Annotated in this window: 17 protein-coding genes; 9 read left to right on the top strand and 8 right to left on the bottom strand. The window is 64.9% G+C overall.

The window, feature by feature from the left end; all coding sequences use genetic code 11:
• Positions 1 to 107 precede the first annotated feature (107 nt).
• Positions 108 to 689, top strand: a complete 582-nt coding sequence (gene pth, locus ACN0RC_RS08600) for an aminoacyl-tRNA hydrolase (protein WP_417510770.1) — start codon at positions 108 to 110, stop codon at positions 687 to 689.
• Between the two features lie 26 nt (positions 690 to 715).
• Here the strand turns inward: pth and ACN0RC_RS08595 are convergent, their stop codons facing one another.
• From ACN0RC_RS08595 to sdhC, 8 genes are read right to left on the bottom strand one after another with little or no spacing between them, the layout of a single operon-like run.
• Entirely contained in the window at positions 716 to 1,237 is a 522-nt protein-coding gene (locus ACN0RC_RS08595) for a hypothetical protein (RefSeq protein ID WP_417510769.1), read from the bottom strand.
• Positions 1,238 to 1,271: 34 nt separating this feature from the next.
• A complete protein-coding gene (gene trpS / locus ACN0RC_RS08590) occupies positions 1,272 to 2,276 on the bottom strand; it encodes a tryptophan--tRNA ligase (protein ID WP_417510767.1) in 1,005 nt (334 codons plus the stop codon).
• A gap of 45 nt (positions 2,277 to 2,321) precedes the next feature.
• Positions 2,322 to 3,161, bottom strand: a complete 840-nt coding sequence (locus tag ACN0RC_RS08585) for an exodeoxyribonuclease III (RefSeq protein ID WP_417510765.1) — start codon at positions 3,159 to 3,161, stop codon at positions 2,322 to 2,324.
• A 9-nt stretch (positions 3,162 to 3,170) separates the two neighbouring features.
• On the bottom strand, positions 3,171 to 4,322 hold the full coding sequence (locus tag ACN0RC_RS08580) for a YihY/virulence factor BrkB family protein (protein ID WP_417510763.1): 1,152 nt from the start codon (positions 4,320 to 4,322) through the stop codon (positions 3,171 to 3,173).
• Positions 4,323 to 4,369: 47 nt separating this feature from the next.
• Complete coding sequence (locus tag ACN0RC_RS08575) at positions 4,370 to 5,131, bottom strand: succinate dehydrogenase iron-sulfur subunit (protein ID WP_417510761.1); 762 nt, start codon at positions 5,129 to 5,131, stop codon at positions 4,370 to 4,372.
• A gap of 2 nt (positions 5,132 to 5,133) precedes the next feature.
• Positions 5,134 to 6,939 carry a succinate dehydrogenase flavoprotein subunit gene (sdhA, locus tag ACN0RC_RS08570; protein ID WP_417510759.1) on the bottom strand — a complete coding sequence of 602 codons (1,806 nt, stop codon included), beginning with the start codon at positions 6,937 to 6,939 and terminating at the stop codon, positions 5,134 to 5,136.
• A gap of 17 nt (positions 6,940 to 6,956) precedes the next feature.
• On the bottom strand, positions 6,957 to 7,400 hold the full coding sequence (locus ACN0RC_RS08565; RefSeq protein WP_417510757.1) for a succinate dehydrogenase hydrophobic membrane anchor subunit: 444 nt from the start codon (positions 7,398 to 7,400) through the stop codon (positions 6,957 to 6,959).
• Positions 7,400 to 7,834 carry a succinate dehydrogenase, cytochrome b556 subunit gene (gene sdhC, locus ACN0RC_RS08560; RefSeq protein ID WP_417510755.1) on the bottom strand — a complete coding sequence of 145 codons (435 nt, stop codon included), beginning with the start codon at positions 7,832 to 7,834 and terminating at the stop codon, positions 7,400 to 7,402. The genes ACN0RC_RS08565 and sdhC overlap by 1 nt, the downstream gene beginning before the upstream one ends.
• 168 nt (positions 7,835 to 8,002) lie before the next feature.
• On the opposite strand from sdhC, the gene ACN0RC_RS08555 reads away from it, so the two are divergent.
• From ACN0RC_RS08555 to ACN0RC_RS08520, 8 genes are all read left to right on the top strand, one after another.
• Entirely contained in the window at positions 8,003 to 9,118 is a 1,116-nt protein-coding gene (locus ACN0RC_RS08555) for a mannose-1-phosphate guanylyltransferase (protein ID WP_417510753.1), read from the top strand.
• Between the two features lie 129 nt (positions 9,119 to 9,247).
• Positions 9,248 to 10,330, top strand: a complete 1,083-nt coding sequence (locus ACN0RC_RS08550; protein WP_417510751.1) for a BMP family lipoprotein — start codon at positions 9,248 to 9,250, stop codon at positions 10,328 to 10,330.
• A gap of 111 nt (positions 10,331 to 10,441) precedes the next feature.
• The gene (locus ACN0RC_RS08545) at positions 10,442 to 11,962 is read left to right on the top strand and encodes an ABC transporter ATP-binding protein (RefSeq protein WP_417510749.1); all 1,521 of its coding nucleotides are present in this window, start codon (positions 10,442 to 10,444) and stop codon (positions 11,960 to 11,962) included.
• On the top strand, positions 11,959 to 13,263 hold the full coding sequence (locus ACN0RC_RS08540) for an ABC transporter permease (protein WP_417510747.1): 1,305 nt from the start codon (positions 11,959 to 11,961) through the stop codon (positions 13,261 to 13,263). The genes ACN0RC_RS08545 and ACN0RC_RS08540 overlap by 4 nt, the downstream gene beginning before the upstream one ends.
• Positions 13,260 to 14,540 (top strand): ABC transporter permease, encoded by a 1,281-nt coding sequence (locus tag ACN0RC_RS08535; RefSeq protein ID WP_417510745.1) that lies wholly within the window; start codon positions 13,260 to 13,262, stop codon positions 14,538 to 14,540. The genes ACN0RC_RS08540 and ACN0RC_RS08535 overlap by 4 nt, the downstream gene beginning before the upstream one ends.
• Before the next feature lie 9 nt (positions 14,541 to 14,549).
• A complete protein-coding gene (locus tag ACN0RC_RS08530) occupies positions 14,550 to 14,948 on the top strand; it encodes a cytidine deaminase (RefSeq protein ID WP_417510743.1) in 399 nt (132 codons plus the stop codon).
• Positions 14,945 to 16,276, top strand: a complete 1,332-nt coding sequence (locus ACN0RC_RS08525) for a thymidine phosphorylase (protein WP_417510742.1) — start codon at positions 14,945 to 14,947, stop codon at positions 16,274 to 16,276. The genes ACN0RC_RS08530 and ACN0RC_RS08525 overlap by 4 nt, the downstream gene beginning before the upstream one ends.
• Positions 16,277 to 16,325: 49 nt before the next feature.
• Positions 16,326 to 17,444 (top strand): adenosine deaminase, encoded by a 1,119-nt coding sequence (locus ACN0RC_RS08520; protein ID WP_417510740.1) that lies wholly within the window; start codon positions 16,326 to 16,328, stop codon positions 17,442 to 17,444.
• The last annotated feature ends 50 nt before the right edge of the window (positions 17,445 to 17,494 follow it).

The raw sequence follows: 17,494 nt of genomic DNA, 5'->3' as shown, positions 1-17,494 counted from the left end.
TTCTTCAGAACGGCAGAGGGGACGCGAGCACATCGCGTCCCCTCTTTCGTACCCGAGAACAGTTTCGTGTCAGAGTATTGTGTCGTGCCGCGAGAGATGAGAGACGAATGGCCCAGACGTGGTTGATCGTGGGACTGGGAAATCCAGGACCCCGCTATGAGTCGACCCGCCACAACGTCGGTCAGATGGTCGTCGACGAACTCGCTGCGCGTCGTGGCGAGAGCTTCCGCGAGCACAAGGGCGGCGCGCGCGTCGTCGAGACGTGGCTGCGGCCTGGAGCAGACAAGATCGTGCTCGCAAAGCCGAACTCATTCATGAACGTCTCCGGCGCCCCTGTCGCGGCCCTCGCAAGGTTCTACTCGGTGTCTGCGGAGCACACGGTCGTCATCCATGACGAACTGGACATCCCTTTCGACACCCTCAAGCTCAAAAGCGGTGGAGGACACGGTGGGCACAACGGCGTCCGCGACATCGCCCGTGCGATCAGCACCCCGGATTTCCCCCGAGTCCGCGTCGGGATCGGGCGTCCGCCTGGTCGGCAGGATCCGGCCGACTGGGTGCTGTCACCGTTCAGCAAGACCGAACGAGAAACGCTGCCCGTGCTCGTCTCGGATGCTGCGGACGCCGTCGAGCTGCTCGTCGCAGAAGGGCTGCTCGCCGCGCAGCAGAAGCATCACGCCCCGCGCTGAACGGGTAATGACACCCGCTCTCTCGCTCAGGAGTGCTGCGAGACGAATCCGGCGCTCGCACCACTGGCCAGCATGACGCTGAGCACAGTGAAGAAGATCACCGGTCCGATCACGCCGAGAATCAGCGCGATGATTCCCCAGACGCGTCCCTGGCGCTTCACGATCGCGATGATGCCCAACACGATCGCGGCAAGACCGGCGAGAGTACCGACCCAGAACCCGATCTCTCCCATCAGCACCTGGTCGCGGACCGGGGAGAGGAACGCCAGATCTGACGTCGCCGTGTTGATGTCGCTGGTGACCGTCGGAAGAGCGACTCCGATCTGGTAACCCGCGATACCGGCGAGGATCGGCATCACCGCTGCTGCCACGAGAGCGGCGACGAAAGCGATCACGCCCAGCAGAGCAGACCTCGGTGCTGCCGGTTGCGGAGCCTGATAGGCGCCAGCGGGTGCGCCGTAACCGCCGACGGGTGCGGAATAGGCCCCAGGAGGGGTCTGATACCTCGGATTCGGATAAGACGGCGGCGGAAGCTGCGGTTGTGTCACGCCCCCATCCTAGAGGGCGTGACACAACCAGCTGTCAGAGGCGGCGGAGCAGCCCGATCCTGTCGTACACGTCGGCGAGGGTCGCATCGGCGACAGCCTCTGCCCGCTCTGCGTTCGCCGCGAGGATGCGGTCGAGCTCGGCGGGGTCATCGAGAAGCTCGAGTACGCGCTCACGCACCGGTCCGAACTCGGAAGTGACGATCTCGGCGAGATCCCTCTTGAAATCGCCGTAGCCGCGACCGGCATACTCGTCTTCGATAGCACCCACCTGGCGGCCGCTCAGGGCGGCGTAGATCGTGAGCAGGTTCGACACGCCGGGCTTGTTCTCGCGGTCGTAGCGCACCGTGCCATCGGCATCCGTGACTGCACGCATGATCTTCTTCGCTGATTTGGACGGCTCGTCCAGGAGCCACAGCACGCCCGCGTCGGACTCGGCGGACTTCGACATCTTCGACGTCGGGTTCTGCAGGTCGTAGATGCGCGCGGTGTCCTTCTGGATCACAGGCTTCGGGATCGTGAAGGTGTTCCCGAAGCGCTTGTTGAAGCGCTCAGCGAGGTCGCGTGTGAGTTCGACGTGCTGCTTCTGGTCGTCGCCCACCGGGACGAGCTCGCTCTGGTACAGCAGGATGTCGGCCGCCATCAGCACGGGATAGGTGAACAGACCCACCGAGGTGGAGTCCTGTCCGAAGCGCGCGGACTTGTCCTTGAACTGGGTCATGCGGCCGGCCTCGCCGAACCCGGTGATGGTGCCGAGCACCCAGGCAAGCTCCGCATGCGCGCGCACGTGCGACTGCACATAGAGCGTGGACTTTGACGGCTCGATGCCTGCGGCGATGTACTGCGCAGCTGTGCGGCGGGTCTTCTCGCGCAGTTCCTTAGGGTCTTGCGCAACGGTGATCGCGTGCAGGTCGACGACGGAGAAGAACGCGTCGTAGGAATTCTGCATGTCTCGCCACTGCAGCAGAGCCCCGATGTAGTTGCCGGCCTGGAGGGAGTCGGCGGAGGGCTGCATTCCTGAGTAGAGACGAGGCTTGTTCACACATCGATTCTATGGCGATGCGACGGGCGGCTCCGCCTGAGGCGCTCAGTAGGTGTAATCGACGACGACCGGCGCGTGGTCGCTCCAGCGCTCGGCATACGATGCCGCACGCGCCACGTGATATCGCTGCGCACGTTCCACCAGTGCAGGAGTGGCCAGATGGTAGTCGATGCGCCACCCGGTGTCGTTATCGAAGGCCTGCCCGCGTGCGGACCACCAGGTGTACGGGCCCTCGACCTCGCCGTGGACGCGACGCCCGACATCAACCCAGCCGAGGCCGGTGCCGACGGTGCCATCGACGCCGGTGATCTCTGCACCTGTCTCACCGAGGTAACGGTCGAAGTAGGCGCGTTCGCGGGGGAGGAATCCCGCCTTCTTACGGTTGCCACGCCAGTTCTTGATGTCGAGTTCGCGATGTCCGACGTTGAGGTCTCCTGTGACGAGCGCGAGTGCGTCGCCCTGAGCGAGCTCAGCGAGCCGAACACCGAACGCATCGAGGAACTTCCACTTCTCATCCTGCTTCGGGGTGTCGGCTTCGCCGGAGTGCACGTACGCGCTCACGACCGTCAGCGGCAGGCCGCCGAGAAGGAAGTCTCCCTCGATCCACCGGCCCTTCGAATCGAAGTCTTCGGCGCCGAAGTTCGTGCGGTGTGCGAGCGCAGGGGTGCGGCTGGCGATGGCCACACCCGCTCTTCCCTTGGCGGTCGCCTCGTCGTGAACGATCGACCAGCCGGGCAGCGCAGCCTCGAGATGCTCGTCTTGGCCACGGACCTCTTGCAGGGTCAGAATGTCGACCTCTGCCTCGTCGAGCCACCGATTCATGCCGTTGCGGACGGCCGCCCGGATTCCATTGACATTGACCGAGGCGATACGCAGATGAGGCATGCATCCAGCCTAACGAGGGCCGGGGACATCTCCGCTCTCACTCTCTTCGATGGCGGCGTTGAGGGTGTCCTGCGCGCGCCTGACCGCACGCGCGAGAGCGTAGCGGCGATACCACGATGCGTCCGCGTAGGCATCGCGAGCGCGTCGCAGACGCACCCGGGCCGCGAGCACGAGTGCCTCCCGCTCGGCGAGGCGTGCCGCTGCCTCGTCTTCGATCTCGAGCGGGTGATCGTGATCGGCCGCGGTCACCGCGATCCAGGACGCGGCGACGAGAACAATGCTCGCCAGCAGGCGGCACCACAGCAGCAGCGCGATGATGACGGCGAACGATGCCAGCAGCGGGTTGCTGGGCACCCGGGTGAGGAGCACGCCGGCCCCGAGCTGAAGGACCACCATGGCGGCGGCGCCGAGGAGCGATGCCGGCCAGATGAATCGCCAGCGCAGGTCGGCTCCGACGAGGAAACGCATGAGACCTGCGAGCGCACCCGCGTCGATGAGGAACGCGCTGACCACCCACAGAACCCGGCCGCTGCCGGAGAGCAGCCAGGAGCTCTTGTCCCAGCCCAGCAGATCCACCAGCGAATCCAGCGCCCAGGAGCTCAGGATGCTGAGGGCTGCGCCGCTGAGCAGAGCCAATCCGAACAGCACACCGGCGAGAAGATCGCGGGCCTTGAGGAGCCAGTAGGAGCGAGTGTCGAAAGGCAGCCCGAAGATGTCACGGATGGCGCGGCGGGTGAAGGTGATCGCGGAGATCGCGGTCCAGGCGGCGAAGCCCACCGCGACAGCACCCGTGATGGTCAGCAGGCTGGTACTGCTCTGCGCGATCGTCTCGACGTCTTTTCTGCTGAGCAGGCCAGGATCGCCGATGATGCCGGGCAGGTAGCTGTTGACCAGTTGGATGAGGATATCTATGGCGCGCGAGCTCGCGCCGAGCCAGAGACCGACACCGGCGAAGCTCACGTACAGGACAGCGAAGAGCGAGAAGAGAACGTAGTAGCTCATCCCCGCCGAGAGCAGGAAGCCGTTCCCGCGCAGGAAGGCTCGCCAGACGCGCACCGGAAAGGTTGCGAGCGTGCGATCCTTCAGTCTGTTCGCGCGCTCGAGGGGCTGCTCGAATCGCTGCTCGAGACGCTCACGCAACGGGGCGTGATCCTCTGACATGGCCTCAGCCCTCTCCGCGAGCCGCCCCTTGCGGGGCGGAAGCAGTCTCAGGCGCGGCCGCGCAGGATCGCCTGCTTGACCTCTGCGATCGCCTTGGTGACCTCGATGCCGCGCGGGCATGCCTCGGTGCAGTTGAAGGTGGTACGGCAGCGCCATACGCCCTCTTTGTCGTTGAGGATGTCGAGACGAACTTCGGCATTGTCATCACGCGAGTCGAAGATGAAGCGGTGCGCATTGACGATCGCTGCCGGGCCGAAGTACTGGCCGTCGGTCCAGAAGACGGGGCACGACGACGTGCACGCGGCGCACAGGATGCACTTGGTGGTGTCGTCGAAGATCGCACGGTCGGCGATGGACTGCACGCGCTCCTTGCCCTTCTCAGGGGTGGAGTTCGCGACCAGGAAGGGCTGCACCTCGCGGTAAGACGCGAAGAACGGCTCCATGTCGACGATGAGGTCCTTCTCCAGCGGCAGACCCTTGATCGCCTCGACGTAGATCGGCTTCGAGATGTCGAGGTCTTTGATCAGTGTCTTGCAGGCGAGCCGGTTGCGTCCGTTGATGCGCATGGCGTCCGAGCCGCAGATGCCGTGTGCGCAGGAGCGGCGGAACGACAGCGAGCCGTCGACCTCCCACTTGATCTTGTGCAGCGCGTCGAGCACGCGGTCGGTCGCGTACAGCTCGACGTCGTAGTCCACCCAGTGCGGCTCGGCATCTTTCTCAGGATCGAACCGGCGCACGATGAACGTGACCAGGAAGGACTGGATGGCCGGTTCGGCGGCAGCAGGAGCCTCTGCGACAGCGTTCGACATGATCAGTACTTCCTCTCCATCGGCTGGTAGTTGGTGATGACAACCGGCTTCCAGTCGAGTTTGATGTGGTCAGAGGGCGTCGACGAGTGCGGGTCACCCGTGAGGTACGCCATCGTGTGCTTCATGTAGTTCTCGTCGTCGCGCTTGGGGAAGTCATCGCGCATGTGGCCGCCGCGGCTCTCCTCGCGGTTCTGAGCCGCGTAGACCACGACCTCTGCGATGTCGAGCAGGAATCCGAGTTCGACGGCCTCGAGCAGATCGGTGTTGAACCGGTGGCCCTTGTCGTCGACGTAGACGTTCTTGTACCGCTCACGCAGTTCGGCGATCACGCCGAGGACGTGCTCGAGCGACTCGTGCGTGCGGAAGACCTGGGCGCCGCGGTCCATCTCGTCCTGCAGCTTCTTGCGCAGGACAGCGACCCGCTCGGTGCCGTTGCTGCTGCGAAGCTGCTCGATCATGCCGGAGACGAAAGCTGCGGGGTTCTCCGGCAGCGGAACGAACTCTGCGGTCTTCGAGTACGCCACGGCGTTGCGGCCTGCGCGCTTGCCGAACACGTTGATGTCGAGCAGTGAGTTGGTGCCGAGGCGGTTCGAGCCGTGCACCGACACGCAGGCGCACTCACCAGCGGCGTAGAGACCGGGAACGACGGTGTCGTTGTCAGAGAGGACCTCTGCGTCGTTGTTGGTGGGGATGCCGCCCATGGCGTAGTGCGCGGTCGGCATGACCGGCACCGGCTCTGTGACCGGGTCCACGCCGAGGTAGGTGCGCGCGAACTCGGTGATGTCGGGGAGCTTCGTCTCGAGGACCTCGGCACCGAGGTGCGTGCAGTCGAGGTAGACGTAGTCCTTGTGGGGGCCGGCGCCGCGGCCGTCGAGGACCTCCTGCACCATGGAGCGGGCGACGATGTCGCGCGGTGCGAGGTCCTTGATGGTGGGAGCGTAGCGCTCCATGAAACGCTCACCCGATTCGTTGCGCAGAATCGCGCCCTCACCTCGCGCGCCCTCAGTGAGGAGGATGCCGAGGCCAGCGAGTCCGGTCGGATGGAACTGGAAGAACTCCATGTCCTCCAGCGGAAGGTTCTTGCGCCAGATGATGCCGACGCCGTCACCGGTGAGGGTGTGCGCGTTGGAGGTGGTCTTGAAGATCTTGCCGAAACCGCCCGTGGCGAAGATCACGGCCTTGGCCTGGAACACGTGCAGCTCACCGGTGGCGAGGTCATAGGACACGACGCCAGCGACCTGCGTGTTGCCCGCGTCGTCCTTGACCGTGATCAGGTCGAGGACATAGAACTCGTTGAAGAAGTTGATGCCGAGCTTGACGCAGTTCTGGAACAGCGTCTGCAGGATCATGTGGCCGGTGCGGTCGGCTGCATAGCATGCGCGACGCACGGGAGTCTTGCCGTGGTTGGCGGTGTGGCCGCCGAAGCGGCGCTGGTCGATCTTGCCCTCAGGGGTGCGGTTGAACGGCAGACCCATGTTCTCGAGGTCGATGACCGCATCGATCGCCTCTTTGGCGAGGATCTCCGCGGCATCCTGGTCGACGAGGTAGTCGCCGCCCTTGACCGTGTCGAAGGTGTGCCACTCCCAGCTGTCTTCTTCAACGTTCGCGAGCGCGGCAGCCATGCCGCCCTGGGCCGCACCGGTGTGCGAGCGCGTCGGGTAGAGCTTGGAGATCACGGCTGTCTTCGCGCCGGGCCCCGCCTCGATGGCGGCACGCATGCCTGCGCCGCCGGCGCCGACGATGACGACGTCGAACTGGTGGTAGTGCACACCGTCGCGAACGACGGAATCCTGATTCTCAGTAGTCACGCTTTATGCCTTCTCTTCTACTTTCCCAGCGCCTGGCACGACTCCCACAGGGAGCTCGATTCAGTGACGCCAAGGCAAGGGTCGAATGTGAACACGACGAGGGTGCCGAGCACGATCAGCAGTCCCGCTGCAAGTGCGACAGCCCAGACGAGGGTCTTGCGGACCTTCTCGTGAGTGACGTAGTCATTGATGATCGTGCGCATGCCGTTGCCGCCGTGGATGAAAGCCAGCCACAGCATCAGCACGTCCCACCACTGCCAGAACGGCGTGGCGAACTTGCCGGCGATGAACGCGAAGTCGAGCGCGTGGATTCCCTCGCCGACCATGAGGTTGACGAACAGGTGTCCGAAGATGAGGACGATCAGCACGACACCGGACGCTCGCATGAACACCCAGCCCCACTTCTCGAGGTTGATCCCGCGGCGACGACGTGCGGGTGCGGCGACAGTCTGAGCGGACATCAGTGCCCCCCTCCGAATCCGGCGAATGCGAGTGCGAGGTGTCGGGGGACGAACCCGGCCATCAGGATCACCCACACGGCGATCACACCCCAGAACAGCTGTCGCTGGAAACGTGCGCCCTTCGACCAGAAGTCGACCAGGATGATGCGGAGACCGTTGATCGCGTGGAAGACGATGGCCGCGACCAGCACGACTTCACCGAGCGCCATGATCGGATTCTTATATGTGCCGATCACGGCGTTGTACGCCTCGGGGGAGACCCGGATCAGCGCCGTGTCCAGTACATGGACCAGCAGGAAGAAGAAAATGGCGACTCCGGTGATGCGGTGAAGCACCCACGACCACATGCCCTCGCGACCGCGGTACAGCGTGCCGCGGGGGGCTTTGGACGTGGTTTCCGAAATCGACGGTGTCAAGCGAGTGCCTGCGGACACGGTCGTCCTCCCTATCGATGCGAGGTCGGCAGCATGAGCTGGGTCAGAACCGACCTCAGGACATGCCCGATCGGGTTCCATCCTATTCCTGTTTAAAAGCTGGGAGCGACGAAGGGTGGCCTAAGTGTCTCGATATCGAGACTTCTTCCGCCCACTACGCTGAGCGGTATGACCGCGCCGTTCGACGACTTCTACGCAGTGATTCCCGCCGGTGGTATCGGCAGCCGGCTCTGGCCGCTCTCCAGGGCGGACGCGCCGAAGTTCCTCCACGATCTCACCGGTTCCGGCAATTCTCTGCTGCGCGACACTTGGGACCGCTTGGAGCCGATGGTCGGCCCCGATCGCATCGCGGTCGTCACCGGCCGTGCACACCGTGCGGCCGTCGAGGCAGAGCTTCCCGGCATCCCCGATATGAATGTCTTCCTCGAGTCCGAGCCCCGCGACTCCGCGGCAGCGATCGGCCTCGCCGCGGCGATCCTGCATCGTCGTAATCCCGATGTCATCATCGGATCCTTCGCCGCGGACCATGTCATTCGCGGCACGCGCACTTTCGAGTTCGCCGTGGAGCAGGCCGTCGCGGTCGCGCGTGACGGCTATATCTGCACCATCGGCATCCAGCCTTCTGAGCCCTCTGTCGGCTTCGGCTACATCCAGAAGGGCGACGAGCTCATCGTCGACAAGGCGCCGGAGGCTGCCACCGTCGTGCGCTTCGTCGAGAAGCCCGACCTCGAGACGGCGAAGCAGTACTACGCGGATCGCTCCTTCCTCTGGAACGCAGGCATGTTTATCGCCAAGGCGAGCGTGCTGCTGGATGAACTCGCCGAGAACGAGCCTGAGCTGCACGCCGGACTCCTCGAACTCGCCGAAGCCTGGGACGACCGCGAACGCCGGGGCCCTGTCGTCGATCGCGTCTGGCCCCGCATCAAGAAGATCGCCATCGACTATGCGGTGGCAGAACCCGCTGCGGAGAAGGGTCGCCTTGCCGTCATCCCCGGACACTTCGACTGGGACGACGTGGGAGACTTCGCATCGCTCACCAAGCTCATCTCCGCCGGTCGCAAGAACGACCTCGCGGTGCTCGGGCCGAACGCGCGCGTGCTCTCGGATGCCGCCACCGGAATCATCGTCAGCCAGACATCCAGAGTGATCAGCCTGATCGGTGTGCAGGACATCGTGGTCGTCGACACTCCGGACGCTCTTCTGGTCACTACCGCGGCGCACGCGCAGCGCGTGAAGGGTGTGGTGGAGTCGCTCAAACTCACCGGTCGTGGAGATGTCTTGTAGTACCCGCGGTTGGTCTATTGCGAGTTCATAACCATTAACCGTGCCGACCATGGCGAATGCGGTAACACTGGGTAACTTAGCCGGACGGGGCCTTGCGATCGGCGCAGGCCAGTAGTCGTGGAGGCTTACGTGACCATTTCCACCAAGAAGCGCGCTCTGGCCGCGCTCGTGGCGACCGGCGTTGCCGTCGCACTCGCGGGCTGCGGAGCAGCACCCGAGGAGAACGGCGGCGGAGACGCGGGCGGCGAGACGATCGACTTCCTGCCCTGCATCGTGTCGGATGCGGGCGGATTCGACGACAAGTCGTTCAACCAGCTCTCTTTCGAGGGCCTCGTTCAGGCCGCTGACGAGCTCGGCGTCGAGTACAAGAACGTCGAGTCCAACAGCGAGACCGACTTCGCGCCGAACCTGGAGAGCCTCGTCTCGCAGGGCTGCAACGCTGTCGTGTCGGTCGGCTTCGCGCTTTCGGCTGCGACCGTCGAAGTTGCCACCGCGAACCCCGACATCGACTTCATCCTCGTCGACGACGCAGCAGACAACGACTTCGACGGCGAGAAGGATGCCGAGAACGTCAAGCCGCTGCTCTACGACACCGCTCAGGCCGCGTTCCTTGCGGGTTACCTCTCTGCCGGATACTCCGAGACCGGCAAGGTCGGCACGTTCGGCGGCATGGAGTTCCCGACCGTCACGATCTTCATGGACGGCTTCAAGCAGGGCGTCGACTACTTCAACGAAGAGAACGGCGCCGCGGTCGAGGTCGTGGGAATGACCTCGTTCACCGGTGGCTTCGAAGCCGGTCCCGAGGCCAAGTCGGTCGCGCAGAACATCGTCGACCAGGGTGTGGACGTGCTCCTGCCGGTCGGTGGCCCGATCTACCAGTCGGCACTGCAGGTCATCAAGGAGTCCGGTCGTGACATCGCGCTGATCGGTGCGGACGCCGACCTGTTCGTGACCGACCCGAGCACGGCTGACTTCGTGCTCACCTCGATCCTCAAGGACATGAAGCTGTCTGTGTACGAGGCCACCATGAGCAGTGCGAACGGTGAGTTCGACGCAGAGGCCTACATCGGCACGCTCGAGAACAAGGGCGTCGGCATCGCCGAGCTCCACAACTTCGAGGACAAGGTCGACCCGGCTCTGTGGACCGCTGTGCAGGACCTGCAGAAGCAGATCATCGCGGGCGACGTCACCGTCACCTCTTACCTCGAGTGATCGAGGTGTGACCCCCGAGGGGAGGCCGGCCACTCGCCGACCTCCCCTCGCCTATGCCGGGCTCCCACAGGAACCTGGGCTGAAGCACCTTCCCTGGTTAGGATCTGACACATGAAGCTTGAACTGCGCGGCATTACGAAGAGGTTCGGCGCGCTGACGGCGAACGACCACATCGACCTCACGATCGAACCAGGAGAGATCCACTGTCTCCTCGGTGAGAACGGCGCCGGAAAATCGACGCTGATGAACGTGCTCTACGGCCTGTACCAGGCCGATGAGGGCTCGATTCTGCTCGACGACGTCGAACAGCACTTCGCAGGTCCTGGCGACGCCATGGCCGCGGGCATCGGCATGGTGCATCAGCACTTCATGCTGATCCCGGTGTTCACCGTCGCCGAGAACGTCATGCTCGGACACGAGAAGACGGGCTTCGGAGGACGACTGGACCTCGCCGCCGCTCGCGCGATGGTGCGTGAGATCTCGGATCGGTTCGGCTTCCAGGTCGACCCGGATGCCATCGTCGAGGATCTTCCGGTCGGCGTTCAGCAACGGGTGGAGATCATCAAGGCGCTCTCCCGCGACGCGAAGGTTCTCGTGTTCGACGAGCCGACGGCAGTGCTCACCCCGCAGGAGACCGACGAGCTGATGGCGACCATGCGTCAGCTGCAGCAGTCCGGCACCTCCATCGTCTTCATCACCCACAAACTTCGCGAGGTGCGCGAGGTGGCCGACCGGATCACCGTCATCCGCCTCGGTCAGGTCGTCGGTGAAGCGTCGCCGACCGCGAGCAACGAAGAGCTCGCCTCTCTGATGGTCGGTCGCGCGGTGGAGCTCACTGTGCACAAGGACGCTCCGAAGCTCGGCGACGAGTCTCTCGTCGTGTCTGACCTCACTGTCACCGACGAACTCGGAACGGTTCTGGTCGACGACGTGTCCTTCTCCGTTCGCGGGGGCGAGGTGCTCGTCATCGCCGGCGTCCAGGGCAACGGTCAGACTGAGCTCACCGAGGCCATCGTCGGCCTTCAGCCCCGCGTCAAAGGCAGCGTGCGTCTCAACGGCGAACAGCTGCTCGGCCGATCGGTGCGCGACATCCTCGACGACGGCGTCGGCTTCGTTCCAGAGGACCGCAGCACCGATGGCATCGTGAAGGAGTTCTCGATCGCAGAGAACCTCATGCTCGACCGCTCGGTCGGCGCCCCGTTCGTCAAGGCAGGAACCCTGCAGCTGCAGGTGCTCGACGAGTTCGCCAAAGAGAAGATCGCGGAGTTCGACATCCGCACTCAGGGGCCGGCGCAGCCCGCTGGTCGCCTCTCGGGCGGAAACCAGCAGAAGGTCGTGCTCGCCCGTGAGCTGAGCCGTGATCTGTCGCTGTTCGTGGCCGCCCAGCCGACACGAGGAGTCGATGTCGGCTCCATCGAATTCATCCACAAGCGCGTCATCGAGACGCGCGACTCCGGCATCCCCGTCGTCGTGATCTCGACTGAGCTCGATGAGGCCGCAGCCCTCGCTGATCGGATCATGGTGATGTACCGCGGAAAGGTCGTCGGCATCGTTCCCGGCGATACGTCGCGCGAGAAGCTCGGTCTGATGATGGCCGGCATGGTCGAGACCACCGAGGAGACCAGCGCATGAGCAACACAGAACTGAATTCGGTCTCGCCACCTCCGGCGAATTTCGGCACCGACCCCGCAGCAGAACTCGAGCCCTCGCGCTGGCACGGAGCGTTCCGCCGGATCGCGATGGGCAACGGGCTCATCTCGGTGCTCTCTGTCATCCTGGCGCTGATCGCGGGCTCGATCATGATCGCGTTCACCGATCCTGACGTGCAGCGCACAGCCGGGTACTTCTTCAGCCGCCCGCAGGACATGCTGCTTGCGATCTGGAATTCGATCTCCGGCGCATACGTGGCGCTCTTCCAGGGAGCGTTCTACAACTTCCGCGTCGACGGTTTCGCCGCCGGCATCAAGCCGCTGACCGAGACCCTCAAGTTCGCGACGCCGCTGATCGCGGCTGGCCTCGGCGTCGGACTCGCCTTCCGCGCAGGCCTGTTCAACATCGGTGGTCAGGGACAGATGCTCATGGCCGCAGCCGCCGCCGGCTGGGTGGCCACGAGCATGAACCTTCCGTGGCCGCTGCACATGCTCGTCGCCATCATCGCCGGAATCATCGCGGGTGCGATCTGGGCCGGCATCGCCGGCATCCTGAAGGCCCGCACTGGCGCCCACGAGGTGATCGTGACGATCATGCTCAACCACATCGCCCTCTACCTGCTGGCCTGGATGCTCGCCACGCAGGGAATCCTGCAGGCGCCGGGGTCCAACAACCCGAAGACGGCCGCGATGGCCGAGTCGGCGATCCTTCCCGGCATCCTCGGTCCCAGGTACAACCTGCACGCCGGCTTCATCCTCGCCCTGATCGCCGTCGCTTTCACCTGGTGGCTGCTGGAGCGCTCCAGCCTCGGCTTCCGATTCCGCGCCGTGGGAGAGAACCCCACCGCGGCTCGTGTCGCAGGCATCAGCGTCGGTCGGATGTACTTCCTGGTCATGGTCATCGCCGGTGGCCTTGTGGGCATCGCCGGCGTCAGCCAGGTGCTTGGAACGGTCACGAGCGGTTTCGGCGGTGACATCGACGCGGGAATCGGATTCGATGCGATCACCGTCGCGCTGCTCGGTCGCTCCACACCGCTCGGCATTCTCGCGGCAGGCATCCTGTTCGGCGCGTTCAAGGCCGGTGGCTTCGCGATGCAGGCCTCCGAGAACGTTCCGATCGAGATCGTTCTGGTCGTGCAGTCTCTGATCGTGCTGTTCATCGCCGCGCCCCCTCTCGTGCGGGCGATCTTCGGTCTGCCGCAGCCCGGTGCCAGAAAAAAGCCGAACAAACCCAAGAAGCCGAAGAAGAATGCGGCGCAGATCGCTGAGGAGGTGTCGGCATGACCGTCATGGCTGAATCGGTGGTCAGTGACGAAAAGCGTCACGTCACGGTCACCTCATGGAAGACGCCGATCATCTTCGGTCTGTTCACTGTGCTGTTCGCACTGCTTCCGCTGCTCGTGCCGCGCGAGGGGAACAGCACGTTCCGCCTGGTCCGCTCGGCGGATGCCGCGATCCAGCTGCCTGAGCTCGTCCTGCCGGCCAACGCCACGGCATGGGTCGCCGTCGTCCTGCTCGCCGCGACGACTGCGCTGGCGATCGTCTGGACGGGTGCTGCGCGCAGGCTGCCGCTGTGGCTGACCGTCGTCTACGTCGCGGTGCTCCTCATCGGATTCCTCGCGTGGGCCTCGGCCGGCGGCACGCTGCCGATGATCGGTCTGCTCGGCGGTGCGCTCGCGCTGGCGACGCCCTTGATCTTCGGTGCACTGGGCGGTGTGATCGGTGAGCGCGTCGGCGTGGTCAACATCGCCATCGAGGCGCAGCTCCTCGCCGGCGCGTTCATGGCCGCCGTCGTGGGATCTGCGACGCAGAGCGCCTGGGCGGGCCTCATCGCGGCGATGGTCGCCGGCGTGCTGGTCTCGCTCGTGCTCGCCGTGTTCGCCATCACCTACTACGTCAACCAGGTCATCGTCGGCGTCGTGCTCAACGTCCTGGTGGCGGGGCTGACGACATTCCTCTACCGCCAGGTGCTGGGCGCGAACCCCGAGCAGTTGAACTCGCCGCCCCTGTTTCCCGTGCTTCCGATCCCGCTGCTGAGTGAGATCCCTGTGCTGGGTCCGGTGCTGTTCCGCCAGACGATCATCGTGTACCTGATGTACGTCACGGTATTCCTGGTCTGGTACGGCCTGTACCGCACCCGCTGGGGCCTGCGCCTGCGCGCGGTCGGCGAGCACCCGCAGGCCGCGGACACCGTAGGCATCAAGGTCGCACCGACCCGCTACTGGAACATGATGCTCGCCGGCGCGATCGCGGGCATGGGCGGGGCGTTCTACACGCTGGTCACCAATCCGCAGTTCGGCCGCGAGATGACCGCGGGTGCCGGATATATCGCTCTTGCCGCGGTGATCTTCGGAAAGTGGGATCCGGTGCGAGCGACCCTCGCAGCGCTCCTGTTCGGGTTCGCGACGAACCTGCAGGGGGTGCTCTCGGTGATCGGGTCCCCGGTGCCGAGCCAGTTCATGCTGATGCTGCCGTACGTCGTGACGATCTTCGCCGTGGCGGGCCTTGTCGGGCGTTCGCGTCCGCCGGCAGCATCCGGCGAGCCATACATCAAGAGTTAGAAAAGAGCTATGACTGACATCGACTGGGACGAGCTCCGCCACGTCGCCGCAGAGGCTATGCAGAAGGCGTACGCGCCGTATTCACGGTACAAGGTGGGAGCCGCCGCTCTCGTCGCCGACGGGCGCATCGTGGCCGGATGCAACGTCGAGAACGCCTCCTACGGCGTGACCCTGTGCGCCGAGTGCGCCCTGGTGGGCGACCTGCACATGTCTGGAGGCGGCAAGCTCGTCGCCTTCGTCTGCGTCAACAATGACGGGCAGACGATCATGCCATGCGGCCGCTGCCGACAGCTGCTGTACGAGCACTCCATGCCGGAGATGCTGCTGGAGACGGTCTCCGGCATCCGCACGATCGATGAGGTGCTGCCCGATGCATTCGGGCCGCGCGACCTGGAGGATGTCCGATGACCCTTCGACAAGCTCAGGGACCGAGCGAAGGCCGTCCGGCCGTCGAACCGTATGACGCGATCGACGTCATCCGCGCGAAGCGCGGCGGTGGCGCTGTTCCCGAACCCGAACTGCGCTGGATGATCGATGCCTACACGCGCGGCTATGTTTCCGACGCGCAGATGGCATCGTTCGCGATGGCCATCTTCCAGCGCGGGATGGAGCGCGACGAGATCCGCGTTCTCACCGACGCGATGATCGCATCGGGGGAGCGGATGAGCTTCGCAGACCTCGGCAAGAAGACCGTGGACAAGCACTCCACAGGTGGCGTCGGCGACAAGATCACGCTTCCGCTGGCACCGCTGGTGGCATCCTTCGGCGTTGCGGTTCCGCAGCTGTCCGGCCGGGGTCTCGGTCACACGGGCGGCACTCTGGACAAGCTCGAGTCCATTCCAGGGTGGCGGGCGGCTCTCAGCAATGAAGAGATGTTCGCGCAGATGCAGAGCGATGTCGGCGCAGTGATCTGTGCCGCCGGCTCCGGCCTCGCCCCTGCCGACAAGAAGCTCTACGCCCTGCGCGATGTCACCGGCACCGTCGAGGCGATTCCGCTCATCGCCTCGAGCATCATGTCCAAGAAGATCGCAGAGGGGACTGACGCCCTCGTGCTGGACGTGAAGTTCGGCTCCGGCGCCTTCATGCAGGACATCGACCGCGCTCGCGAGCTCGCCCAGACGATGGTCGCGCTCGGTACGGATTCGGGAGTGGCCACCACGGCCCTTCTGACCGACATGAACGTGCCGCTCGGCCTGGCGATCGGAAACGCGAACGAGGTGCGCGAGTCCGTCGAAGTGCTCGCAGGCGCAGGCCCTGCCGATGTACGTGAGCTCACGATCGCGCTGGCGCGCGAGATGCTCGCGCTCGCCGGCCACCCGGATGCCGATGTCGAGGCAGCGCTGGATGACGGGCGGGCCATGGACACCTGGAACGCGATGATCCGCGCCCAGGACGGCGACCCGGATGCTCCGCTCCCCGTGGCTCGTGAGACCCACGTCGTGACGGCTCCAGCAGACGGCGTAGTGACCCGGATGGACGCTCTGCCGTTCGGCGTGGCCGCATGGCGACTGGGTGCAGGACGCGCGCGCGCCGAGGACCAGGTCGTGCATGCCGCAGGGATCGACCTGCACGCCAAACCCGGTGACCGTGTTTCTGCAGGACAGCCGCTGTTCACGCTGTCGGCGCAGGATGACGCGCGGTTCGCGCGTGCGCTCGACGCCGTCGATGGCGCGTGGGCCATCGGAGAGAGCGCGCCGGAGATCGGACCCCTCGTCCGCGAGCGGATCACCGCGTAAGCTGAATCGTCGACGAGCGCACGTCGGGTTTCTGAGAGGACAAACATCCATGTCGATCACATCCGACGGCGACGTCAAGATCGGGGGCGTCTCGTTGCGCTCCCTGCCGAAGATCTCGCTGCACGACCATCTCGACGGTGCGGTGCGGCCTGAAACGGTCTTCGAGCTCGCCACGCAGATCGGACTCGAGCTTCCGGCCGCCTCCGCTGGTGCGCTGGGCGACTGGTTCGGCGCGCAGGCCGATTCCGGGTCACTGGTGAACTATCTCAAGACCTTCGATCTCACGGTCGCCGTGATGCAGTCTGCCGAGGCGCTCACCCGTGTCGCACGTGAGTTCGTCGAAGACCTCGCAGCAGATGGTGTCATCTACGGCGAGGTGCGTTGGGCGCCGGAGCAGCACCTGGCGGGAGGGCTGTCGCTGGATGACGCCGTCGAGGCAGTGCAGCAGGGGATCGAAGAGGGTGAGGATGCTGTGGACCAGAGCGGTCGCAGCATCCGGGTCGGTCAGATCCTCAGCGCGATGCGCCAGAACAACCGCGCACTCGAGATCGCCGAGCTCGCGCTCGACCACCGCGAAGAGGGCGTCGTCGGGTTCGACATCGCAGGTCCCGAAGACGGATTCCCCGCATCCGATCATCGTGAGGCTTTCGAGCTGCTGGCGGCGAACTTCATGCCGGTCACCGTGCATGCCGGTGAAGCCGCAGGCCTCGCATCCATCCGCAGTGCGCTGCTCGACGGGCGTGCTCTGCGTCTCGGGCACGGGGTGCGCCTCGTCTCGGACCTCGAAGTCATGAACCGCGATGGCGAAGAGGTGCAGGTCAAGTTCGGCGATCTCGCGCGCTGGGTGCGTGATCGCGAGATCCCGCTCGAGCTGTCGCCGTCTTCCAACGTTCATACCGGTGCGATCGAGGCCTGGGGGACAGAACTCGCCGATCACCCCTTCGATCTGCTTTACCAGCTCGGGTTCAACGTCACGGTCAACGTCGACAACCGCACGATGAGTCGTACCTCGCTCACCCGTGAGCTCGCGCTCCTCGTCGATGCATTCGGCTACGATCTGGATGATCTTGAGACGTTCCAGTTCAACGCCGCTGCGGCGGCGTTCCTGCCTGTTGAAGAACGCGAAGAACTCGTCGAGATGATCGCCGAGGGTTTCCAGAACGACTGATAGCCCCGATCCGGAGAGGGTGGGCATCATGGAGGGGGACAGTCCTCGCC

The organism is Microbacterium sp., from assembly GCF_048259935.1.
GTDB lineage: Bacteria > Actinomycetota > Actinomycetes > Actinomycetales > Microbacteriaceae > Microbacterium.
This window is presented reverse-complemented; position numbering and strand designations above follow the sequence as displayed.